Here is a 23659-nt window from a genome sequence, read left to right on the forward strand (position 1 = left end):
CAATGGCACAAAACTTGCGTCATGGTGTGCTTTCCGGCGAAGGTTCTTTTGGAGAGATTATGGAACGACGTGCATTCCTCAATATCAGTGGTTTGGCCCTGGGCACGATGCTGCTGCCCGCCTACGGCAGGGCGATCGCGGCCGAAGAGCTGCTCAAGCCGGCGGACACCGCCTTCAAGAAATCGCTGGCCGACACGGCCATGACGGCGGCCACCCAAGCCGGCGCCAGCTACTGCGACGTGCGCATCGGCCGCTACCTGAACCAGTTCCTCACCACGCGCGACCTGAACGTGGAGAACATCACCAATACCGAATCGGCCGGCGTCGGCGTGCGCGTCATCGCCCACGGCGCCTACGGCTTCGCCGCCACCAACGACGTGTCGCCGGACGGCGTGGCGGGCGCCGCGCGCCAGGCCGTGGCCATCGCCAAGGCCAACGCCAAACTGCAAAGCGCGCCGCTGCAACTGGCGCCGGTGGTGGGCGCGGGCACCGTGTCCTGGGCCACGCCGTACAAGAAGGACTGGCGCGCCGTGCCGATCAAGGAAAAGGCCGAGCTGCTCATCGCCGGCAACAAGGCCGGCCTGGACGCCGGCGCCAGCTTCATGCAGTCCTTGCTGTTCCAGGTGAACCAGCAGAAGTACTTCGCCTCCACCGACGGCTCCTATATCGACCAGGACGTGCACCGCCTGTGGGTGCCGTTCTTCGCCACCGCCGTGGACAAGGGCACCGGCAAGTTCCGCTCGCGTTCCGGCCTGTCGTCCCCGGTCGGCATGGGCTATGAATACCTGGACGCGCGCAAGGAAGACAAGTTCCAGGCCGCTGGCGGCGTCACCACCCTGTACCGCAACTCCTACGACCTGATCGAGGACGCGCGCAACGCCGGCAAGCAGGCCAAGGCCAAGCTGACCGCCAAGTCGGTGGAGCCGGGCAAGTACGACCTGGTGCTCAGCCCCGAACACATGTGGCTCACCATCCATGAATCCGTGGGCCATCCGACGGAGCTGGACCGCGTGCTCGGCTACGAGGCCAACTACGCCGGCACCAGCTTCGCCACGCTGGACAAATGGCAGTCGAAGAAGTTCAAGTACGGCTCGGACCTGGTCAATATCGTGGCCGACAAGACCACCCCGGGTTCGCTGGGCGCGGTCGGCTACGACGACGAAGGCGTGAAGTGCAAGCGCTGGGACATCATCCGCAACGGCGTGCTGGTGAACTACCAGGCCACGCGCGACCAGGCCCACATCATCGGCGAGAAGGAATCGCACGGCTGCTCGTACGCGGACAGCTGGAGCAGCGTGCAGTTCCAGCGCATGCCCAATGTATCGCTGGAAGCGGGCAAGAAGCGCCTGACGCCGGACGACATGATCAAGGACGTGAAGAAGGGCATCTACATCGTCGGCGACGGCTCCTTCTCGATCGACCAGCAGCGCTACAACTTCCAGTTCGGCGGCCAGCTGTTCTACGAGATCAAGGACGGCAAGATCACCCGTCCGCTGGAGGACGTGGCCTACCAGTCCAACACCCAGGAATTCTGGAACGCGTGCAGCGCCATGTGCGACGAGCGCGACTGGCGCATGGGCGGCTCCTTCTTCGACGGCAAGGGCCAGCCATCGCAGGTGTCCATCGTCTCGCACGGTTCGAGCACCACGCGCTTCAACGGCATCAACGTGATCAACACCGCCCGCAAGATCGGCTGAGGACAGGATTAACGACATGAAGATTTTGAGTCAGGAAGAAACCAAGCGCATTTGCGACAAAGTGCTGTCGCTGTCCAAGGGCGACGAATGCGAAGTGCGCGTAAACGGCAGCCGCACCGGCAACATCCGCTATGCGCGCAACGCCGTGTCCACCGCCGGCCTGGTGGAGGACAGCCAGCTGACCGTGGCCGTTGCCTTCGGCAAGAAGCAGGGCGTGGCCAGCATCAACGAGTTCGACGACAAGTCGCTGGAAAAGGCCGTACGCCGCGCTGAAGACCTGGCGCGCCTGGCGCCGGACAATCCGGAATTCATGCCTGCGGTGAGCAAGCAGGACTACAAGGCCAGCAACACCTACAGCAAGAACACGGCGGCCATCGACCCCGACTTCCGCGCGCAGGTGGCGGCTTACAGCATCGAGAACAGCCGCAAGAACAAGCTGCAGGCGGCGGGCTTCTTCACCGACAGCACCTCCTTCGAAGCGGTGGCCAACTCGAACGGCGTGTTCGGCCACCAGGAAGAAACCGGCGTGAACTTCACGCTGACGGTGCGCACCGAAGACGGCCGCGGTTCGGGCTGGGTGCGGCGCGACGCGGGCGACGTGAGCAAGTTCGATGCGAGGGAAGCGTCCGACGTGGCCATCGAAAAGGCGCTGCGCTCGGTGGACGCCAAGGCGCTGGAGCCGGGCCGCTACACGGTGATCCTGGAACCAGCCGCCACCTCCGACCTGCTGGCTTATATGTTCGGTGCGCTGGACGCGCGCAGCGCGGACGAAGGCCGCAGCTTCCTGTCCAAGAAGGGCGGCGCCAACCGCCTGGGCGACAAGCTGTTCGACGAGCAGGTCAACATCTGGTCCGACCCGTGGGACAAGGACATCGCCGTCACGCCGTGGGACAGCGGCAGCTTCCTGGCGCGCGAGCGCATGGACATCGTCAAGAACGGCAAGGTCGCCGCGCTGGACTACTCGCGCTTCTGGGCGCAGAAGCAGGGCAAGCGCGCGGTCGGCACGCCGGGCAACTTCATCATGGCCGGCACCGACAAGGAAACGGCCGAGCTGATCGCCAACACCAAGAAGGGCGTGCTGGTCACGCGCACCTGGTACATCCGCATGGTGGACCCGCAATCGCTGCTGCTGACCGGCCTTACGCGCGACGGCACCTTCTACATCGAGAACGGCAAGATCAAGCACCCGATCAAGAACTTCCGCTTCAACGAAAGCCCGGTGACGATGCTGAACAATATTGAAGAAGTGGGCAAGCCGGTGATACTGGGCGGCGACGAGTCGCCGTACAAGCTGCTGATCCCGGCGATGAAGGTGCGCGACTTCAACTTCACGTCCCTGTCGGACGCGGTATAAGACTCGGCGGGTTACGCGCTGCGCGCTAACCCGCCCTACGCACCCACCCGACGCGAGCAATGCAACAACGTAGGGCGGGTTAGGCGAAGCCGTAACCCGCCAAAGCGTCCACGAGACGCGCGCAAAGTGACAATGTATGGCGGGTCAGGCAGGGCGCTCGCCCAGGCGCTAACCCCCAGTGAGGAGAAAAAGTGGAACGACGTACATTTTTAAAGGTGGGTGCCATCACCGGCGGCACCCTGCTGGTGCCTGTCTTCGGCAACGCGATCGCGGCCGAAGAGCTGCTTAACCCCATGGCGGTGCAGTTCAAGAAGTCGCTGGCCGACGCCGCCATGAATGCCGCCACCAAGGCCGGCGCCAGCTACTGCGACGTGCGCATCGGCCGCTACCTGAACCAGTTCATCACCACACGCGACCTGAACGTGGAGAACATCGTCAACACCGAATCGAGCGGCGTGGGCGTGCGCGTGCTGGCCAACGGCGCCTACGGCTTCGTCTCCACCAACGTGATGACGCTGGACGCGGTGGCCGAAGCCGCGCGCCAGGCGGTGGCCATCGCCAAGGCCAACGCGCGCCTGCAAAGCGCGCCGGTGCAGCTGGCGCCCGTCAAGGGCATGGGCGAAGTGGCCTGGGCCACCCCGTTCAGGAAGGACTGGCGCGCAGTGCCCATCAAGGACAAGGCCGAGATGCTGATCGCCGCCAACAAGGCCGGCATGGACGCGGGTGCCAGCTTCATGCAGTCCACGCTGTTCCAGGTAAACCAGCAGAAGTACTTCGCTTCCACCGACGGCTCCTACATCGACCAGGACGTGCACCGCCTCTGGTCGCCGTTCACCGCCACCGCCGTGGACAAGGCCAGCGGCAAGTTCCGCACGCGCCAGGGCCTGTCCTCTCCGGCCGTCATGGGCTATGAATTCTTCGACGCCAAACCGGAGCACAAGATCCGCGCGCCGGGCGGGGTGACCACCTTGTACAAAGACGGCTACGACCTGATCGAGGACGCCCGCGCGGCCGGCAAGCAAGCGCGCGAAAAACTCAGCGCCAAGACCGTGGAGCCGGGCAAGTACGACCTGGTGCTCAGCCCCGAGCACCTGTTCCTGACCATCCACGAATCGGTCGGCCACGCCACGGAGCTGGACCGCGTGCTGGGCTACGAGGCCAACTACGCCGGCACCAGCTTCGCCACGCTGGACAAATGGCAGTCGAAGAAATTCAAGTACGGCTCCGACATCGTCAACTTCGTGGCCGACAAGACCGCGCCGGGCGCGCTGGCCACCGTGGGCTACGACGACGAAGGCGTGCAGTGCAAGCGCTGGGACATCATCAAGGACGGCGTGCTGGTGAACTACCAGGCCACGCGCGACCAGGCCCACATCATCGGTGAAAAAGAGTCGCACGGCTGCTCCTATGCGGACAGCTGGAGCAGCGTGCAGTTCCAGCGCATGCCCAACGTGTCGCTCCAGCCGGGCAAGAAGCGCCTCACGCCGGACGAACTGGTGAGGGATGTGAAGAAGGGCATCTACATCGCAGGACGCGGTTCCTTCTCCATCGACCAGCAGCGCTACAACTTCCAGTTCGGCGGCCAGCTGTTCTACGAGATCAAGGACGGCAAGATCACCCAGCCGCTGGAAGACGTGGCCTACCAGTCCAACACCCAGGAATTCTGGAACGCCTGCTCGGCCATGTGCGACGAGCGCGACTGGCGCATGGGCGGCTCCTTCTTCGACGGCAAGGGCCAGCCTTCCCAGGTGAGCGCCGTGTCGCACGGTTCGAGCACCACGCGCTTCAACGGCGTGAACGTCATTAACACCGCCCGCAAGATCGGCTAAGGAGCTAGCGCAAGATGAAATTTTTGACCCAGGAAGAAGCCAAGCGCATCTGCGAAAAGACCATCGCCTTCTCGAAGGCCGATGGATGCCGCGTCAACCTGAGCGGCGAGCGCGAAGGCAATATCCGCTATGCCAACAACGCCGTGTCCACCGCCGGCCTGGCCGAGGACACGCAGCTCAACGTCACCGTCTCCTTCGGCAAGCGCGTGGGCACCGCCACCATCAACGAGTTTGACGACAAGTCGCTGGAAAAGGCCGTGCGCCGCGCCGAAGACGTGGCGCGCCTGGCGCCTGAGAATCCGGAGTTCATGCCCAACGTGAAGGCGCAGCAGTACAAGGCCACGCCTACCTGGCACAAGAACACCGCCGCCATCGACCCCGAGTACCGCGCCGAAGTGGCGTTCCGCAGCATCGAGGCGGCGCGCAAGGCCAACCTGAAGGCGGCCGGCTTCTTCGACGATAACACCTCGTTCCAGGCGCACGCCAACTCGAACGGCGTGTTCGGCTACCAGGAACTGACCAGCCTCGGATTCACCGTCACCACCCGCACCGAAGACGGACGCGGCTCCGGCTGGGCCAAGCGCTACGCCAACGACGCCGGCAAGTTCGACGCGCGCGAAGCGTCGGCCATCGCCATCGAAAAGGCGGCGCGCTCGGTGGACGCCAAGGCGCTGGAACCGGGCCGCTACACGGTGATACTGGAACCGGATGCCACCTCCGACATGCTGAACTTCATGTTCGGCGCCTTCGACGCCCGCAACGCGGACGAGGGCCGCAGCTTCCTGTCGAAGAAGGGCGGCGGCAACCGCGTGGGAGAGAAGCTGTACGACGAGCAGGTGAACGTATGGGCCGACCCGTGGAACCCGGATGTGCCGGTGCTGCCGTGGGACGGCGCTTCCATGCTGGCGCGCGAGCGCGCGGACATCATCAAGAACGGCGTGGTGGCGGGCATGGACTACACGCGCTACTGGGCGCAGAAGCAGGGCAAGCGCGCCATCGGCCGCCACGGCAACATCATCATGGCCGGCGGCAGCAAGTCCACCGAGGAGCTTATCGCCAGCACCAAGAAGGGCGTGCTGGTCACGCGCACCTGGTACATCCGCATGGTCGATCCGCAATCGCAGCTGCTCACCGGCTTGACGCGCGACGGCACCTTCTACATCGAGAACGGCAAGATCAAGCACCCGATCAAGAACTTCCGCTTCAACGAAAGCCCGGTCGCCATGCTGAACAACATCGAAGAACTGGGCAAGCCGGTGGTCGTGGGCGGCACCAACTCCAGCTTCCAGATGCTGCTGCCGGCGATGAAGGTGCGCGACTTCAACTTCACTTCCTTGTCGGACGCCGTATAAGGATTGCATGGCCAGCTTCGACTTCTACTTCACCCGCCTGACCTACGAGTCGGGCGACTGGGATGTGGACATCCGCATGCCGAGCAACGTGCTCAACTCGCTGGTCGAATACACGACTTTGCGCGTCGATCCCGTTGAGCGCATCGTGGCGCTGTCCGATCCCAGGATGCTCGAAGCGCCGTTCTGCTACCTGGCCGGCCACAAGCTGGTGCAGTTCACGCCCGCCGAGCGCAAGAACTTCGAGCGCTACGTGCGGGGCGGCGGCTTCGTCTTCGTGGATGACTGCAACCACGACATCGACGGCCTGTTCTCCAAATCCTTCGAGGCCGAGCTGGCGAAGATGTTCGGCCCGAAAGCCTTGCACAAGATCCCGAACAACCATCCGGTGTATTCCAGCTTCTTCAAGTTCGACGGCCCGCCCAACACCAGCGTGGAGCTGAACGGCTGGGGCGACGACCTGGTGCACGACTACCTGAAGGCGATCGAGTTCGGCGGCCGCGTGCGGGTCTTGTACAGCAACAAGGACTACGGCTGCGAGTGGGACTACGACTTCCGCAACAAGCGCTGGCTGGTGGTGGACAACACCCGCTTCGCGGTCAACATAATTCAGTACGCATTGGGAGCATGACAGTGTCGGTGCAGTGGAACGAAAACGAAATCGGCGCGCTGTGCGCCAAGGTGGCTGCGCTCAAGGCCAGCATGTCGCAGGTGATTATCGGCCAGCAGGACGTTATCGACTCATTGGTGATCTGCCTGCTGGGCGGCGGCCACGCGCTGGTGGAGGGCGTGCCGGGGCTGGGCAAGACGCTGCTGGTGAAATCGCTGGCACAGGCCACCGAGATGGAATTCCGCCGCGTGCAGTTCACGCCGGACCTGATGCCGTCCGATATCGTCGGCACCGAGATCCTGGAAGAGGAACACGCCACCGGCAAGCGCGAGTTCCGCTTCCAGCAAGGACCCGTGTTCACGCAGGTGCTGCTGGCGGACGAGATCAACCGCGCGCCGCCGAAAACACAGTCCGCGCTGCTGGAGGCGATGCAGGAACGCGCCGTCACCTTCGCGGGCCAGACGCACAAGCTGCCCAAACCGTTCTTCGTGCTGGCCACTCAGAACCCGATCGAGCAGGCCGGCACCTATCCGCTGCCGGAAGCGCAGCTGGACCGCTTCCTGCTGCGCATCGACGTCGGCTATCCGACTGAAGCGGAGGAGGTGGCGATGGTATCGGCCACCACGCACGCCGGGCTGGCCGATGCGCAACCGGTGATGGACGTGGCCGCCTTGCTGCGCTTGCAGCAGCTGGTGCGCGACATTGAGATCGGCGAACACCTGCTGGTGTACGCGACGCGGCTGGTGCGTGCCACGCGGCCGAAGGAAAGCAGTGTGGCGGCGGTGCGCAAGCACGTGGGCTGGGGCGCCGGTCCGCGCGCGGGGCAGGCGCTGGTGCTGGCCGCCAAGGCGCGCGCGCTGATGCACAACCGGCTGGCCGTCACGCGCGAGGACATCGCCGCCATGCTGCTGCCTGTGCTGGCGCACCGCGTGCTGCGCAACTTCGAAGCGGAAGCGGACGGCGTGGCCATCGCAGACATCCTGGCCGCGCTGCGCAACGATATCCGCCCGGACTAAGCTGGACTGCAGATGCTGGACTCACCCGCGCTGCTGGCGCATACCAACGACCTGGACCTGATTATCCGCCACGTGCTGGCGGGGCTGGGTCACGGCATCCACGCGGGCCGCGAGCGCGGCGCGGGCGTGGAGTTCTCCGAGTACCGGGCTTACGCGCCGGGCGACGAGTGGCGCCGCGTCGACTGGAAGCTGCTGGCGCGCGCGGACCGCTACTACGTGCGCGAAGCGGAGCGCGACAGCCACGTCGCCACCTGGCTCTGGCTGGACGCCACCGCATCGATGTCCGAACCGAGCCGCGAAGTGCCCAATGTGGACAAGCTGCGTTTCGCCGCCACGGTGCTGGGCTGCATCGCCGCCGTGGCGCAGCGGCAGGGCGACGCGTTCGGGCTGGTGGTATGCACGGACGGCCGCACCGAATTTACGCCCGCCTCGCGCGGCCCGCGCCAGTTGCAGCGCGTGCTGGCGCAGCTGGCCAGGGCGCGTGCGCAGGGCGCCATGCCGGACGCGGCCACGCTCAAATCCAGCCTGCATTTCGCGCGCGCGCCCAGCCTGGTGTTCGCCGCCAGCGACTGCCTGGAGTGGCCGTCGCCACTTTCCGAAACGCTGCTGCGCCTGCGCCATATGCAGCACGACGTGCGCCTGCTGGCCGTGCGCACCCAAGCCGAAGTCGACGCCAGCTTTAACCCTGGCTCCGGCTACCGCGATCCGGAGGCCGACACGCCGCTCGCGCAAGGCGGCGGCGCCGGCGCCGCCGCAGCGCGTCTGCATTTGCTCGACGAATCCGGCCGCGCCGCCTACCGCGCCGCGCTGAGCGCGCATTTTGCGGCGGTCAGCGGCGCTTGCCGCCAGCATGACGTTCCCTATTACGAGGCGCGCATCGAGCAGGCATTGACGACGGTGCTGCGCGGCTGGCTGCAGCTGGCATCGCCACGTGCGAGGGCGCGATGATCGCTAGCGGCCAGGCCTTGTGGTGGCTGGCGTTGCCCGTGCTGCTGCTGCCCATCTGGTGGCACCGCCAGAAGCGCCAGCGCGTCAAATCGGAACCGCTGGCCACTGCCCGCTTCCTGCCCGCCGCCCCACCGCAGACCGCGCGTGTTTGGCGCTGGGAAGACCTGACCCTGCTGGCCCTGCGCTGCCTGCTGCTCGCCGCCCTGATCGCCTGGCTCGCCGCCACCACGATGCCGTGGCGCGGCGACACCGTGTTCATCGATCCCGCGCTAGCCGCCCGCACGAGCCAGGCCGCCAGTTCTCCCGAGCCGGCGCAATTGCGCGGTCCCGCGAGCGTGTCTGCGCGCAGAGGCGCACCGGCGCCATCCGCCTGGCTCGAACAGCAGATCGCCGCCGCTGGCATGAGCGCTGCGCCGCGCATGCCGCTGCCCGGCAACGCCTTGCAATGGCTACAGGCGAATGAGCACGAGTGGCGCCCCGGCGCGCGCCTGCTGGTCCTCGCCGAATCCATCCCCATGCCCGCGCAGATCCCAAGGCTGGCGCATGCCACCGACATCCGCATACTGCCCACCCCCGCGCCCGCAGCCGGCGCGCCGGATGCTGCCCAGCGCGCTGAACACCGCGTTGTCGTGTCCGCGCCGCCGGAGCGCATGGCCGCGTGGCGCGCGTTGTTTGCCGCGTTCGACGCTGCCGGTGGTGGGCACTACGTCATTGAAGACAAGCCGGGCACCAGCACAGGGCTGATCGTCTGGGACTCGCCGGCGGCGCCTCCGCCTGGCTGGCGAGCGCCGCTTTGGTGGCTGCCCGCGCCTGGTCCTGCGGCCGCATTCGGCGCCAGCGAGCCCCCGGCCAAGCCGCTGACCATCAACGGCCTCCCGCTCCAGATCACTGACAGCCCGCGCGGCCGTCTCTGGATCTCCTCAGCCTTCCCGCCCCGGAGCGCCGAAGCTGCCAGCGTCCTGTACGAGAGCTGGCAGGCGCTGTCCCGCCCCGCCCAGCCATACCCCATGCCCGCCGTGCAGCTCCCGCCGCGCCGCAGCACCCCGCTGGCCATGCCGAACACGCCGCCCGCCGCCTGGCTGGCCTACGTCCTGCTTGCCTTGTTTGCCCTTGAACGCCTGATGACCCATGTCCGCCGACGCTGACTTCCGCTCCACCGTGCAGCGCCAGTTGTGGCGCGCCGTCCTGCTGCGCCGCGCACCGCTGTGGGGCGCCACGCTGCTGCCCCTGTTGCTCCTTCTGGCGCTCACAGCGGCGCAGCGCGCGCCCGCCGGCGTCGCCGCAGGCATAGCCGCCACCGCATCAGCCGCCGCATCAGCCGCCGCATCCTCCGCTGCATCTGCCGCCGCATCCGCCGCCGCATCCTCCGCTGCATCTGCCGCCGCATCCGCCGCCCCGTCAATCGGCTTCGCCGCCGCGCCACTCGCTTTGCTGTTAGCCTGGTTGGCCTGGCTGGTGCTTGATGTGCGCGCTCTGCGCCGCCGCGTCAACGCCGAATGGCCACGCTGGCTGGACGCCGCCGTTCCCGCGCTGGAAGACAGCAGCACGCTGCTCGCAGCCGAACCGGCTACCCCCATCGCCCGCCTGCAGCGCACCCGCCTGCAAGCGCGCCTGCTCGACGTACTGCGCGAAGATGACTACCGCGCCATCGCGCGCGCCCGCATCCGCCTTGCTGTCCTGCCCATCGCTGCGAGCGTGCTGGGCGCGGCATGCGCCTACGGCTGGCAACTGGCCAACGCCGCCCCTGCACGTTCAGCCGGCAAGTCCGCCCCAAGCCAAACCAAACTGGCTGCGCCGGGCGACATCGTCCTGCGCATCACCCCGCCCGCTTACACCATGGTGGCGGCCTTCGAGTCCGACGCCGGCGACATCCAGGTGCCCCAGCACAGCCAGGTACGCTGGTGCTACAAGCGCGCCGGCGAACCGCCCGCCACCATCGAACTGAGCGACGGCCAAGCCCTCGCCCTGTCAGGGGACTGCGCCACCTGGACCGCCACCGAGTCCCTTTTCTGGCGCGTGCGCGGCGCCAGCGGCAGCGGCAACGCCGGCCGCCATAACATCCGCGTCACCATCGACCAGGCTCCGCAAGTTTCCATCGTCGCGCCCACCGAAGCGATCCAGGTGCTGCCCGCCGGCGCGCAAACCGTCCAGCTGTCGGTGGCCGCACGCGACGACTACGGCATCGCCCGCGCAAGCCTGCACCTGACCCTGGCGCGCGGCAGCGGCGAGAACATCCGTTTCAGCGACCGCGAAATGCCGCTGCCGAAATCGCCGGACCCGCGCACGCGCAACTGGCAGAAAAACTGGTCCCTCGCTGAACTGGGCATGGAGCCCGGCGACGAGCTGTATTTCTTCCTGCGCGCCACCGACAACGCGCCCGGCCAGCCGCACACCGCGCAAACGCCCACCTACACGCTGCGCCTGCCAGGCCCGCAATCCGAAAGCCTGGAATCCTCCGCGCTGCCCACCATGGTCAAGCCAGAGAGCCTGCGCAGCCAGCGCCAGATCATCATCGATACCGAGCAGCTGTTGGCCGACATGCCCAAGCTGAATGCCGCCACGCTGCGCGAACGCAGCGAAGCCATCGCCGGCGACCAGTCCCGCCTGCGCCTGCGCTATGGCCAGTTCCTGGGCGAGGAATCGACGCTGTTCGGCGACGAGCACGAACACGAACATGAACATGAACATGAACATGAACATGAACATGGGGCCGCCCATGCGCCCAGCGGTGGCGGACTCAAGGACGGCAGCATGGCCAGCATCGTCGCCGAGTTCGGCCACAAGCACGACGAAACCGACAACGCCACCATCTTCGACCCTAAGACCAAGGAAGTACTGCGCCGCGCGCTGAAAGCCATGTGGGACGCCGAGAAGCAACTGCGCGCCGTGTCGCCCAGGGCCGCGCTGGCGCCCGAATATAAGGCGCTGGATGCCATCAAGGAGCTGCAGCAGGCCGAACGCGTGTACCTGCACCGCACCGCCTTCGTGCCGCCGGCTATCAAGGAAGAAAAGCGCCTGACCGGCGACGTGGTCGGCGCGCAGAGCTACAAGCGCACGCAGGGCGCAGCGGACGACAAGGTGCCGCAGGAAGTGCGCGAGCTAGTGCAGGCGCTGGGCGCAGGCGGGGCGCTGCCGGCCTTGTGGAGCAAGAGCGCGCGCGAAATCATCGCTGCGCGCATAGGCGGGGATGAGCAGAAGCTGGCCGCGCAGCGCGCGGTGCAAGATGTAGCCGACGGCTGCACCGATTGCCGCGCCGTGCTGCGCGCCTACTTGCGCGCCACGCTGACAGCGCCGGCAGTGGTCCTGCAAGCGCAGCCGCAGTCCGACAGTAAATTCCGCCAGGCCTGGCGCGGCAAGGAGCAGCCATGATGGCGAGTATCGACTGGTCCGGCGCCGGATGGGCCAGCGCGGGCGTGCTGCTGGCAGGCTTGCTCAGCGCAGCGCTGTACGCGCGCAAACGCCGGCCGCTCAATGCGGCCCTGGCGCTGCTGGCCGCTGCCGCACTGGCCGCAATGCTGGCCGGTCCCACGCAGCCCGCTGCCAGCGCCGGTGCAATCGCCATCGCAACCGATGCGCCGGGCGACGCCTTATCGCGCGCCTTGCTCGCCGTTCCGCAAGCCGGCTCCATCACGCTCACCGGGCATGGCCTGCGCGCGGCGCAGTGGGACGACCTGCCAGCGCGTCCCCTGCGCTGGACCGCGCCGCAGGGCGACTTGCTGCGCCTCGACTTCCCCCGTACGCTGCCCGTAGGCCGCAGCTTCAGGCTAACGGCGCAGCATACCGCCTCGCAGCCCGGCTGGCGCCTGCAGCTGCTGGCCGAGAACGGCCAGCTCCTCGCCGAATCCGCCAGGTCCGCAGCCGCCGGCCCGCTGACGCTCTCCTGGCAGCCGCCGCTCGCCGAGCAACTGCTGCTGCAAGCGCGCCTGCTCGATGCCGGCGGCAAGGCAGTCGCACAAGGCCCGGTACCGCTGCAAGTCACGCCGCCCGTTCCACTCCAGATCATAGGCCGCTTCGGCGCGCCATCATTCGACGCCCGTGCGCTGAACCAGCTGCTCACCGACAGCAGAGCCGCGCTCGACTGGCAAACCACGCTGGGCAAAGGCCTGAGCCGCGCCGAGGCTGCGCGCACCGGGCTGACCGAGCCGAACGCGCAGATTATCGACGCAGCCTGGTTCGAAGCGCAGCCTGCCCCGGCGCGCGCCGCGCTGCTGGCGCAGACTGGGCAAGGCGTGCCACTCATTATCCTGGCCGGCAATGCAGGCGATGCCGCCATCTGGCAGCGCGAACTGGCCCTACGCCTGTTGCCCCAGTCCCCGACCACCGAAAAGGAAGACCAGCGCCAGTTCAGCATCGGCGGCGAGCAGCGTGCCATGCCGCCCGCCGCGCTGAATCCCGCAGGGATGCCGGGCGACACCTGGGCCGCCGCCGCAGCGGATGACAAGGGCCGCCCCTGGCTCTGGCAGCGCACTTGGAAGAAGGGACGCATTGTATGGGTAGGCGTATCGGACTGGCACCGCTATGGCATCTCGTCGCCCGCCGCGCTCGGCCAATGGTGGCAAGCATTGTTCGACACCGCCGCCTCCGGCGCCACGCAGAAAATCCGCTGGCAGCAGGACGACCCCATGCCGCTCGCCGGCCTGCGCACCGAAGTCTGCATCGAAGGCGCGGATGCCGGCGCCGCACTGCACATTGACGGCCAGGCTGCGGCACGGTTGCAAGCGCGCCGCGCCAAGGCGGACGCCGTCTGCGCCGCTTTCTGGCCGCAGCAAGCCGGCTGGCAGACGCTGCGCAGTGGCGATTCGCAGCACAGCATTTACATCTATGCTGCAAACGACTGGCCCTCGTGGCAGCAGGCCTTGCGCCAGGACGCCACGGCGCGCTACGCCGCCCGCTCCCCTGAGCCGGCAACCGCCGGCAGCCCGCGTACGCCATTGCCATCCTGGCCGTTCGCGCTGATCTGCGGCGCCAGCCTGCTGCTGCTCTGGCGCCGAGAGCGGTCCTGACGCCGCACCCGGATCAGCCCGCGCGGTGCTGCCACTGTTGAATGTAGGCGGGAGCATCGCCTGCGCCTTCGGCCGGGATGGGAGCGGCGCGCACGCGCTGCAGCGGCAGCACGCCGGTCCAGGTGTCGATGGCCATGTCCTCTTCGTCGTCTTCCGGGCCGCCGGCGCGCACCTTGCACGCCGCTTCTTCCAGTGAAATGCGCATCACGGTGGTGGCGGCGTATTCCTTGTCGCTGCCGCCCCGTATTTGCGCCTGGCGGCCCGGCAGCAGCTGTTCCATGAACGCTTCCATCGCGCCGCGCTTGGCGTCGCCTTCCACGACTTCAAACTGGCCGTACACCATGGCCGAGCGGTAGTTCATCGAGTGGTTGAAAGCCGAACGGGCCATGACCAGGCCGTCGATGTGCATGATGGTGACGCAGGCTTCGCTTTCCGCCAGGCGCTTGAGCATGCGGCTGCCGTTCGAACCATGGATGTACAGATGGCCGCCTTCGCGCCAGCAGGCGGTGGGGATGCAGTGCGGGCCGCTGTCGTCGGTGAAGGCGATGTGGCAGACGTAGGCGTCGTCGACGATGGCGTGCAGCGTGGCCGTCTCGTAGCTGGCGTTGGTGGGAATGCGGCGTACGCGGGTGCGGGTTGTTGGATGTGTTTTCATATTTGGCAATATAATCAACTTCTGGCCCTGAAAAAAGGTCCAGGGTGATCGAATATTTTGGAGCCACGATGGACTACTCTCTGCTCGTTTCGTCTTTCATGCAGCAGCACGCGCAGCAGGGCTGGCCGCGCCAGCGCATGCTGCATGAATGCCTGCGCGCGGCAATCCGCGACGGCACACTGGCGGCGGGCACGCGGCTGGTTGCCACGCGCACCCTGGCGGCCGAGCTGGGCATGGCGCGCAATACGGTGCTGTACGCATATGAGCAGCTGGTGTGCGAGGGCTACGCCGTGAGCGACCGGCGCGGCACGCTGGTTGCGCCCGTCACTGCGGTAGCGGTGGCGGCGAGGGCGGCGGGAGCTGCAACGGCTGTAACGGCTGCAACGGCTGCAACGGCTGCCGCGCCGGCTGCGGGCGCACCGCATCCCAGCTTGTCGCGCCGCGCCCGCAACCTGCGCGAGGTGGGCGGCCCGGCCCACCAGATGGGCGCCTTCGTGCCCGGCGTGCCGGCGCTGGACGCCTTTCCCGCCGCGCACTGGCGCCGCCTGCTGGACAAGACCTGGCGCGGCCTCAATCCCGCGCAACTGAACTATGGCGATCCGGCCGGCGAGCTGGTGCTGCGCGCCGCCATCGCCGATCATCTGCGCGCCTCGCGCGGCGTGCTGTGCGACGCCAGCCAGGTCTTCATCACGGACGGCACGCAAAGCAGCCTGGATCTCTGCGCCCGCGCCTGCGCCGACGACGGCGACACCGTGTGGATTGAACACCCCGGCTACCTGGGCGCACTGGCCGCGTTTCGCGGCGCGGGTTTGAAGGTGGAGGGCATCGCCGTGGACGAAGACGGCATTGCGCCCACGCCGCGGGACTGGCTCAGCCGTCCGCCGCGCCTGATCTACACCACGCCCTCGCACCAGTATCCGCTGGGCGGTGTGCTGACACTGGAGCGGCGGCTGTCGCTGATCGAGCACGCGCGCGCGGCCGGCGCGCTGATCATCGAGGACGACTACGACAGCGAGTTCCGGCACGACGGCCCGCCGCTGTCGGCCATGCAGGGCTTGGCGCCGGCCGCGCCGGTGCTGTATCTGGGCACCTTCAGCAAGACCATGTTCCCGGCGCTGCGCATCGGCTTCCTGGTGGCGCCGCAGGGCCTGGCCGAGCCGCTGGCGAGGATGCGCGCGCAGTCCGCCGCGCGCGGGCGTGTGGCCGATCAGCTGGCGCTGGCCGAGTTCCTGCGCAGCGGCCAGTTCGCCCTGCACCTGCGCCGCATGCGCCGCCTGTACCGCCAGCGGCGCGACGTGCTGGTGGCGGCGCTGCAGCGGCACCTCGGCGCCATCGCGGAAGTGCACGGCGCCTCGGCCGGCATGCACCTGGCGTTGCGTTTTACGGACCCGGCGCTGGACGACGCCGACATCAGCGCGCGCCTGCTGCGGCAAGGCATCGTGGCGCATTCGCTCGGCTCGCACGCCACGGCAGGCGCAGGAACGGGACCGGGAGCGGGAGCGGGAACGGGACCGGGAGCGGGAGCGGGAGCGGGCGAAGGACGCGCCCCGGCCTGGCACGGCCTGATGCTCGGCTATGCGCAGATTCCGGTGGACCTGATGGATGGCTTTGTGCGGCGGCTGGCGGCAGTGATCCACCTGGCCGCCTACGAGGCGCGCCCTGCGCTTAGCGCGTCAGGCGGTTCTCGACGCTGAAGCTAGTGCCGCCCGTGCCGGCTGGGACCAGCGTCCACAGCTCGCCGTTGCGCAGCGTGAGTGCGCCGGTGCCGGTGCCGCTGAGTGGCTCGAACTGCGCGTCGGCCGAGCCTTCGCTGAATTCAAGGCGCCAGACGATCTTGCCGTCGACGATGCGCGAGGTGACGCCCGTGCCGCTCAGCGTGACGGTCTGGCCGTTGGCCACTGCCGAACCCACGTCCACCGTCCCCGTGACGGTTTCGCCGCTGGCGAGCTTGATGCTGGCGTTTTGCACGGTGTTGGTGAAATTGAGCGTGACCACGGACCCCGAATACGTGGCGGTGGCGATAACCGCACCGGTGCAATTGAGGTTGGCGTAGAAATCGGTCTTCAGGTTGAACTGCAGGCTGTTGCCGGCGTTGGTGGCTGCCATGGTGGTGGTTTCACGCGTGTGGTTACCGCACGGTGCGCTCCACGTGCCCTCGTACTGGAATGGGTTGCATGGTGCGTCCTGAAAGGTGTGAGCGGGGCGGCAGTGTACTTGCTGCGGGTGGCGAGAAGTCTCACCAATATACACATGCCGCCCTTTTTCAGGCGCTTGCTGCGGGGATTAGAACACCGTGTCGAACTTCACGTACATGGAACGGCCGTTCACGCCGAATGGGCAGGTCTCCCAGCAGTACTTGAAGCCCAGTTTCGGGAAGTCGCCGCCGTTGGTCCACTCGGACGGGTAGGTGTCGAACAGGTTGTTCACGCCCACGGACACGCTGGTGCGCTTGCTGAAGTTGTAGCGGCCGCTCGCGTCCACGATCCACTTCGCATCCCAGGTCTGCAGTGGGCTGAAGCCTTCGCCCTGCACTTCGCCGTAGTAGTTGGCGCGGGTATTCACGTTCCACTGGCCCAGCGTGTAGTCGGCCGCCACCACATGGTGCTTGCGCGGCTGGCCGCGTTCGATCAGCGTCACCTGCGCCTGGTTGAACAGCTGTTCGCCGCTCAGCAGGCTAGACGGCGAGTGGCGCTTGGTCACTTCGGTCTTGTTGAAGCCCAGCTGTCCGGACAGCACCAGGGTGGACGCATCGAACTTGGTGGTGTGGTCGGCGACGATGTCCAGGCCGCGCGTCTTGGTGTCCACCGCGTTGGTGAAGAACTGTGCCTGGCCCACTTTCAGCGGGTTCAGCACGTTGGCGATCGGGCCGCCGTTCGCTTCAGGCGAGATCTCGCTCGAGAACACAATGCGGTCCTTGATCTTGATCTGGTACACGTCCGCCGTCAGCGACATGTTCTTGGCCGGACGCAGCACCATGCCGAAGGAGGCGTTGCGCGAGGTTTCTTCCTTGAGCGGCTTGATGCCCAGCGCGGTGGTGACGGCGCTGCCTTCGCGTGCGGTCAGCGTTTCGGTCAGCTGGCCGGCCGAGTTCAGGTTGGTCGACACGGAGCTGTAGAACTTCTGCTGCACGCCAGGAGCGCGGAAGCCGGACGACACGCTGCCGCGCAGGCCGAATTCCTTGGTCGGGTCCCAGCGCGCGCTGAACTTGCCGGTGGTGGTGTTGCCGAAGTCCGAGTACTTCTCGTAGCGCACCGCGCCGGCCAGCAGCAGTTCCTTGAACGGACGGTATTCGGTATCCAGGAACAGGGCGATGTTGTGGCGGCCCTCGTCCACGGCGGTGGCCGGGGTGTAGCCGGGGAAGCCTTGGGTGCCCGATGCGGCCACGCCGCCGTTCTGGTCCTTGATCACGATGGCCGGGTTGTTGGTGCGGCCGTACTGGTAGGACACTGGATCGCCGGCGACGATCTCGTAGTTGTCCTGGCGGTATTCAAAGCCGGTGGCCACGAAGATCTCGGCGCCGCCCAGCTTGACCGGACCCTTGACGTCGGCATTGAAGGTGGTCTGGTTGAATTTCAGCTTGCCGGTGTCGGCCTCGAACGGCGACTGTGCATAGATGCCGCCGCCCGGTTTCGGCTCGAACCAGTAGGAGATGTTGATGGTTTCCTTCTCGTGGAAGTCCAGCTCGCTCATGCCGTGGTTGATGCTCACGTCGGCCTTCCAGTCGTTGGCCAGGTCGCGGCGGTAGCCGAAGGCGTAGGAGCCGTCCTTCACGGTGGTGCGGATGTTGGGCAGGAAGCCTTCCGGGTACACCGACGGCACATTGCGGCCGTCGCCCTTGGAGCGGTAGAAGCCGGACGAATCGCCCTTGCGCTTGGAGAAGCCGCCGAAGGCGTAGAACTCGCTCGACTTGTCGATCGGCAGGGCCGCGTTCCACCACAGGTAGGCGTCCTTGGCGTCGCTGTCGCCGATGCGCTGGGTCACGCGCGGCGGGTTCACGCGCAGCGAATCGACGCCGGCGCGGTTGGTTTCGTCGCGCTTGCGTCCTTCCAGCGACAGGTTGATGAAGCCGCCGTTCTCGCCCAGCGCCCAGCCGCGGTTCACGCTGCCGGACATCATGTCGCCGTCGCCTTCCTTGGTGGTGCCGATCTGGCCGCTCACGGCGGTCTCGTTCACGTTTGACTTCAGCACGATGTTGATCACGCCGGCGATGGCGTCCGAGCCGTATTGGGCGGCGGCGCCGTCGCGCAGCACTTCGATGTGGTGGATGGCCGACAGCGGAATGGCGTTGATGTCGGTACCGGCCGAGCCGCGTCCGATGGTCTGCTGCACGTTCACCAGCGCCTGCTGGTGGCGGCGCTTGCCGTTTACCAGCACCAGCAGCTGGTCAGGGCCGAGCGAGCGCAGCGTGGCCGGACGAATAATGTCGGTGCCGTCGCTGATGAAGGTGGTGGAAAAGTTGAACGACGGGTCCAGCGTTTGCAGCAGCTTGCCCAGCTCCAGCGGACCGGCAGACTGCATGTCCTTCATGTTGATCAGGCCGACCGGCGACGAGGTGTCCAGCGCGGTCTTGGCGGTCGAGCGCGAACCCAGCACGACCACGGTCTGTTCTTCGCCGGCCGGCGCGGTCTGTGCGGTCTGTGCGTAAGCCTGGGAGGCGGCCAGCAGGACGGCGCTGGCAAGCAAGGTGCGTTTGAAACGGATAGGCGAAGCCTGGCGTGCTGCTATCTTCATGTAAAGTCCATTCTCTCTCGTTATAGTGACGCGGCGGGCTTGTACCCCGGCGGTGCGAAAATACTAACGCGCACGATTGAGTGGACCAAGAGTTAACGCATTCTTTCGGTGCATTTGTTGTAAAAACGAATAATCTTTATTTATTTGCGTGATTTCTTCCGAGTAATATCGTATTGTTGTCCTTTGGACGCTGATTAATGCCGTTTATTGCTGATCCAGCATCCACCCCTTGAGCCCGTCCACCCACGCCTTGGCCCGCAAATTCAGCCGGTTCTTGATGGCGCCCGCGCGCTCGTACAGCACGCTGAAATCGATTTGCGGCGCATGCTTGAAGGCGATGACGACGATATTGGCGTCGTGCACCTCGGGCAGCCACACCACCGCGTCGAACACCAGTTCCATGGCCTGCAGGTTCTTGTCGTAGTTGCTGAACTCGCCGAACACATTGGTGGTCATGATGCCGTTCTCGCCCAGGCAGTCGTAGCAGGCCTGGTAGAACTCCGGCGTGTCCAGCACCGGGCCGCGCGCCTCCTCGTCGTACAGGTCCACCTGCAGGATGTCCACGCTGCCGTGGTTGGCCGGGTCCATGACGAAGTCGAGCGCATTCATCTCCACCACGTTCAGGCGGCCGTCGTTGGGCGGTAGGCCGAACAGCGCCTGGCAGATCGCGATCACGTTGGGGTTCAGCTCCACGGCGGTCACGTTCGCGTCCGGGAAGCGCTGGTAGCAGAATTTCGTCAGCGCGGCGCTGCCCAGGCCCAGCTGCACGATGTGGCGCGGCTGGTCGTGGAACAGCATCCACATCATCATCATCTGCACGTATTCCAGTTCGATGGCGTCGGGCTTGGCGATGCGCATGGCGCCCTGCACCCAGGAGGTGCCCAGGTGCAGCGAGCGCACGCCCTGGAATTCGGTGATGGTGGCCGGCGGGTGGCCGGGCTGGTTGTAGCGGGCGGCAATGGGAAGCGATTTCATCCGCCTAGTTTACCAGCCGCCGTGCCGCCACGCTGTTATGCCCTTACCCCGCCTGGGCGCTCCGCCGCCGCGCCAGCCAGCCCAGCACGCCCAGGCCGCCGAGCAGCATGCCATAGGTGGCGGGTTCCGGCACCGCCAGCACGTTCAGCGTGCCGGAATACACCGCGTTGATCGGCGTGCCGGCCGGGCCGCCGCCGCCGGCCGTGCCCCATACCGTGATTTCCAGCAGGCCGGCCATGCTGCTGTGATAGGTGGCGGCCGCTTCCACCAGGCCGCCGCCGTCGGTGGTGATGGTCATCGGCGTGCTGCCCAGCATAATGCTGTGAAAGTCGATGTTGGTGGCGTCCAGGCCGATGGTGATCAGGCTGGCGTCCACGAAGGACGAGCCGACGGTCGGCGTGAAGGTGATGGTATCGGTGAAATCGCCCGACAGCAGGTGCGTCATCGAATAGCCGGCCGTTTGCAGCGGCGGCGCCCCGGTCAGCGTGACCAGCTTGGTCAGGTCTTCAGCAGCGGCGTGGCCGCAGGCGGCGGCCAGCGCGGCGGCAGCCAGGTAGTTGAGCAGTTTCATGTCGGATCTCCGTTGAAGTCAGCAGTGACAGGGCAGCAGCTGAGTTCAAGTTAGATGAAACTGCAATATTATCCAATAATTATTGTTAATTAAAAGTTAAACAAAATAGCTGAGCCATATCATGTACAGCTCGCTTGCAGCGGCAGGATCAGCGTCACCGTCAGGCCGCCGCCGTCGCGGTTGGCCAGCGTGATGCGGCCGCCGTGGGCTTCGGCGATCTCGCGCGCCAGGGCCAGGCCGAGGCCGGTGCCGCTGCGCTTGGTGGAGTAGAAGGGCACCAGCGCGTTGGCCAGCACGGCGTCGCTCATGCCCGGGCCGCGGTCCTGCACCTCGATGCGGATGATGCCCTGCACGCGCCGCACTTCCAGGCTGACGCCGTCCGGCGGGGAGCCGGATTCGTGCGCGTTCTTCAGCAGGTTCATCAGCGCCTGTTCCATTTGCGCGCCGTCGAAGCAGGCCGCCTCTGGCGGCGGCTCGCCGGCCAGCGTGAAGTCCACCTGGTCCTTGAGCTGGGCAATGAAGGCCGGCCAGTGGTGCTCTTCCAGGCGCGGCGTGGGCAGCTTGGCGAAGCGGGCGTAGCCGAGGATGAAGGTTTCCAGGTGGCGCGTGCGTTCCTCGATGGTGGCAAGGATTTGCGGCAGGCGCTCGGTCTGGCCGCGCCGCACCAGCTCGGCGCCCGAGTGGGCCAGCGAAGTCAGCGGCGCGAGCGAATTGTTCAGCTCGTGGCTGATGACACGGATTACCTTCTTCCAGGTCTGCACTTCCTGCCGTCGCAGCTCCAGCGTCAGCTGGCGCAGCAGCAGCAGCTCGTGCTTGCGGCCGTTCAGGTTGAAGCTGCGCCGGGCCAGGTGGTAGACCTCCTCGTCTTCCGCCTCGCCGGTGGTAAACAGGCCGTCGCCGCCGCGTGCCATGGCCTCCACCAGCGCCGGCGCGGCGTGTTCCAGGATGGCGTCCAGGCGGTGACCTTCAAGGCGGCGGCCCTGGTGCAGCAACTGCCGCGCGGCGATGTTGGCATACACGATGGGGCCGCCGTCGCTCACCAGCAGCATGGCCACCGGCGTGTTCTGCACCATGGTGTCGAGCAGCAGCTCGCGCTGCACCAGGCCCAGGCGCTGTTCGCGCAGCACATGGCCCAGTTCGTTGTGCGCGCCCACCAGGTCGCTCAGCTCGTCGTTCTGCGGCCAGTGCAGGCTGAAGGAAAAGTCGCCGTCCTTGTAGCTGGTGACGGTGCCGGTGAGCGCGCGGAACAGCGACAGCATGTGTTCCAGCTGCGCGCGGATGGTGATGATGGCGATCGGGATCACGGCCAGCAGGCAGATGCCCACCACCAGCGTGGGCTGGTCCGGCAGCAGCCGCGTGAGCGCCAGCGCGATCACGATGCCCAGGGTGAGCAGGGTGCCGACCAGCGCCGACCAGCGCGTCAGCAAGGACAGGCGGATGCCGAGGTCGCGCCGGCCGCTCATGCCGCGGCGCCCATCATGCGCGCGCGATGCCGAGCCGCTCCATGCGGCGGTACAGCGCCTGGCGCGACAGGCCCAGCTCGGCGGCGGCCTGCGCCACCACGCCGTGCGCGCGCTGCAGCGCCTGCGCGATCGCCGCGCGGTCCGGCTCGGCGTCCGCGGCGGCGGCGAACAGCGACGGCGCCAGCGCGGCGGCCGGCAGGCCGAGGTCGGCCGCCGTGATGACTTCGCCGCTGGCCAGCAGGCAGGCGCGCTGCATCACGTTCTTCAGCTCGCGCACATTGCCCGGCCAGGCGTGCGCCTGCAGCACCGCCTGCGCGCGCGCGTCCAGCGTCTTGCGACCGCCCAGGAAGTGCAGGGCCAGCGGCAGGATGTCGGCCGGGCGGCCCGCCAGCGGCGGCAGGTGCAGCTCGATCACGTTCAGGCGGTAGAACAAGTCTTCGCGGAAGGTCCCGGCCCGTATCATCGCTTGCAGGTCGGCATTGGTGGCGCTGATGACGCGCACCCGCACCTGCCGCTCGCGGTTCGAGCCCAGCCGCTCGAAGCGCCCGGTCTCCAGCACGCGCAGCAGCTTCATCTGCCCGGCCAGCGGCAGGTTGCCGATCTCGTCGAGGAACAGGGTGCCGCCGTCAGCCGCCTCGAACTTGCCCTCGCGCGCCTTGGACGCGCCGGTGTAGGCGCCGGCGTCCGCGCCGAACAGCTCCGCCTCGATCAGCTCGGCCGGCAGGGCGCCGCAATTGAGCACCACGAAAGGGCCGTCGCGCACCGCCGAATTGGCCTGGATGATCTCGGCGATGCGCTCCTTGCCCGCGCCGTTCGGGCCGCTGATCAGCACCGGCACGTCCGACCTGGCCACTTGCACGGCCAGGTGGATCACGCGCTCGGTGGCCGGGTCCTGCCACACCATGCCGCGCAGCTCGTGCTTTTCCAGGTCGCGCCGCTGGCGCAGTTCGCTCTGCATGCGCTGCGACAAGGCGCGGTTGGCCTGGCCCAGCTCGATCAGATTGGTGACGGTGGCGATCAGGCGGTTATCGTCCCAGGGCTTGGCCAGGTAGTCGGCCGCGCCGGCCTTGATCAGGTCCACCGCCGCGTCCAGGTGAGTCCAGGCGGTCAGCAGGATCACCGGCAAGTCCGGGTGGCGCGAGCGGATGGCGCGGAACAGCGCCACGCCCTCCTCGCCGGACGTGGTGTCGGCGGTGAAATTCATGTCCTGGATCACCAGGTCGATGCTGGCGCTGCGCTGCTCCAGCAGCGCCAGGCCCTCCTCGGGCGACGCGGCGCGCAGCGCGTCGATGTCGTGCAGCGAAAACAGCACTTCAAGCGCCACGGCGATGGCGGCGTTATCGTCGATTATCAGGACAGTAGGCATCCCGCCAGCATAGCGCAAAAACCGGCGCAATAGGCGAGCTGAGCCGCATTCGGGGTCAGACCCCGAATGCGGCTCAGGCTGCTTGCGGCGGC

The 23659-nt window shown here is 67.0% G+C and carries 18 protein-coding genes; 11 read left to right on the forward strand and 7 right to left on the reverse strand.

The window, feature by feature from the left end; translation table 11 throughout:
- The first annotated feature begins 59 nt into the window (after window positions 1–59).
- The 10 genes from ACFJI2_RS28915 to ACFJI2_RS28960 all read left to right on the forward strand — a co-directional run bounded on the left by ACFJI2_RS28915 (window position 60) and on the right by ACFJI2_RS28960 (window position 13806).
- Window positions 60–1697: a TldD/PmbA family protein gene (locus ACFJI2_RS28915; RefSeq protein WP_107869923.1), complete on the forward strand. Its 1638-nt coding sequence runs from the start codon at window positions 60–62 to the stop codon at window positions 1695–1697.
- A 16-nt stretch (window positions 1698–1713) separates the two neighbouring features.
- Window positions 1714–3051, forward strand: coding sequence for a TldD/PmbA family protein (locus ACFJI2_RS28920; RefSeq protein WP_377702928.1), 1338 nt, complete (start codon window positions 1714–1716; stop codon window positions 3049–3051).
- A 191-nt stretch (window positions 3052–3242) separates the two neighbouring features.
- Window positions 3243–4880 carry a TldD/PmbA family protein gene (locus tag ACFJI2_RS28925; protein WP_377702929.1) on the forward strand — a complete coding sequence of 546 codons (1638 nt, stop codon included), beginning with the start codon at window positions 3243–3245 and terminating at the stop codon, window positions 4878–4880.
- 14 nt (window positions 4881–4894) lie between these two features.
- On the forward strand, window positions 4895–6232 hold the full coding sequence (locus ACFJI2_RS28930; protein WP_377702930.1) for a TldD/PmbA family protein: 1338 nt from the start codon (window positions 4895–4897) through the stop codon (window positions 6230–6232).
- A gap of 7 nt (window positions 6233–6239) precedes the next feature.
- Entirely contained in the window at window positions 6240–6860 is a 621-nt protein-coding gene (locus tag ACFJI2_RS28935; RefSeq protein WP_377702931.1) for a DUF4159 domain-containing protein, read from the forward strand.
- On the forward strand, window positions 6857–7855 hold the full coding sequence (locus ACFJI2_RS28940) for an AAA family ATPase (protein WP_377702933.1): 999 nt from the start codon (window positions 6857–6859) through the stop codon (window positions 7853–7855). Before ACFJI2_RS28935 ends, ACFJI2_RS28940 begins: the two co-directional genes overlap by 4 nt.
- A gap of 12 nt (window positions 7856–7867) precedes the next feature.
- Entirely contained in the window at window positions 7868–8803 is a 936-nt protein-coding gene (locus ACFJI2_RS28945; RefSeq protein ID WP_377702935.1) for a DUF58 domain-containing protein, read from the forward strand.
- Entirely contained in the window at window positions 8800–9948 is a 1149-nt protein-coding gene (locus ACFJI2_RS28950) for a BatA domain-containing protein (RefSeq protein ID WP_377702936.1), read from the forward strand. The genes ACFJI2_RS28945 and ACFJI2_RS28950 overlap by 4 nt, the downstream gene beginning before the upstream one ends.
- Window positions 9932–12172, forward strand: a complete 2241-nt coding sequence (locus tag ACFJI2_RS28955; RefSeq protein WP_377702937.1) for a hypothetical protein — start codon at window positions 9932–9934, stop codon at window positions 12170–12172. The genes ACFJI2_RS28950 and ACFJI2_RS28955 overlap by 17 nt, the downstream gene beginning before the upstream one ends.
- Window positions 12169–13806 (forward strand): hypothetical protein, encoded by a 1638-nt coding sequence (locus ACFJI2_RS28960; protein WP_377702938.1) that lies wholly within the window; start codon window positions 12169–12171, stop codon window positions 13804–13806. The genes ACFJI2_RS28955 and ACFJI2_RS28960 overlap by 4 nt, the downstream gene beginning before the upstream one ends.
- 13 nt (window positions 13807–13819) lie before the next feature.
- Here the strand turns inward: ACFJI2_RS28960 and ACFJI2_RS28965 are convergent, their stop codons facing one another.
- Window positions 13820–14461: a pyridoxamine 5'-phosphate oxidase family protein gene (locus ACFJI2_RS28965; RefSeq protein ID WP_377702939.1), complete on the reverse strand. Its 642-nt coding sequence runs from the start codon at window positions 14459–14461 to the stop codon at window positions 13820–13822.
- A gap of 68 nt (window positions 14462–14529) precedes the next feature.
- On the opposite strand from ACFJI2_RS28965, the gene ACFJI2_RS28970 reads away from it, so the two are divergent.
- The gene (locus tag ACFJI2_RS28970; protein ID WP_377702940.1) at window positions 14530–16155 is read left to right on the forward strand and encodes a PLP-dependent aminotransferase family protein; all 1626 of its coding nucleotides are present in this window, start codon (window positions 14530–14532) and stop codon (window positions 16153–16155) included.
- Here the strand turns inward: ACFJI2_RS28970 and ACFJI2_RS28975 are convergent.
- The 6 genes from ACFJI2_RS28975 to ACFJI2_RS29000 all read right to left on the reverse strand — a co-directional run bounded on the left by ACFJI2_RS28975 (window position 16127) and on the right by ACFJI2_RS29000 (window position 23567).
- Window positions 16127–16567 carry a hypothetical protein gene (locus ACFJI2_RS28975; protein WP_377702941.1) on the reverse strand — a complete coding sequence of 147 codons (441 nt, stop codon included), beginning with the start codon at window positions 16565–16567 and terminating at the stop codon, window positions 16127–16129. The two genes, ACFJI2_RS28970 and ACFJI2_RS28975, sit on opposite strands and share 29 nt — an antisense overlap.
- 177 nt (window positions 16568–16744) lie before the next feature.
- Window positions 16745–19192, reverse strand: coding sequence for a TonB-dependent receptor plug domain-containing protein (locus tag ACFJI2_RS28980; protein WP_377702942.1), 2448 nt, complete (start codon window positions 19190–19192; stop codon window positions 16745–16747).
- A 204-nt stretch (window positions 19193–19396) separates the two neighbouring features.
- Window positions 19397–20167, reverse strand: a complete 771-nt coding sequence (locus ACFJI2_RS28985) for a spermidine synthase (protein WP_377702943.1) — start codon at window positions 20165–20167, stop codon at window positions 19397–19399.
- Window positions 20168–20210: 43 nt separating this feature from the next.
- Complete coding sequence (locus ACFJI2_RS28990; protein WP_377702944.1) at window positions 20211–20738, reverse strand: FxDxF family PEP-CTERM protein; 528 nt, start codon at window positions 20736–20738, stop codon at window positions 20211–20213.
- Between the two features lie 119 nt (window positions 20739–20857).
- Window positions 20858–22201: a sensor histidine kinase gene (locus tag ACFJI2_RS28995; RefSeq protein ID WP_377702945.1), complete on the reverse strand. Its 1344-nt coding sequence runs from the start codon at window positions 22199–22201 to the stop codon at window positions 20858–20860.
- A 13-nt stretch (window positions 22202–22214) separates the two neighbouring features.
- Window positions 22215–23567: a sigma-54-dependent transcriptional regulator gene (locus tag ACFJI2_RS29000; protein ID WP_377702946.1), complete on the reverse strand. Its 1353-nt coding sequence runs from the start codon at window positions 23565–23567 to the stop codon at window positions 22215–22217.
- Window positions 23568–23659 lie beyond the last annotated feature (92 nt).

This window comes from Pseudoduganella sp. UC29_71, assembly GCF_042693265.1.
GTDB lineage: Bacteria > Pseudomonadota > Gammaproteobacteria > Burkholderiales > Burkholderiaceae_D > Rugamonas.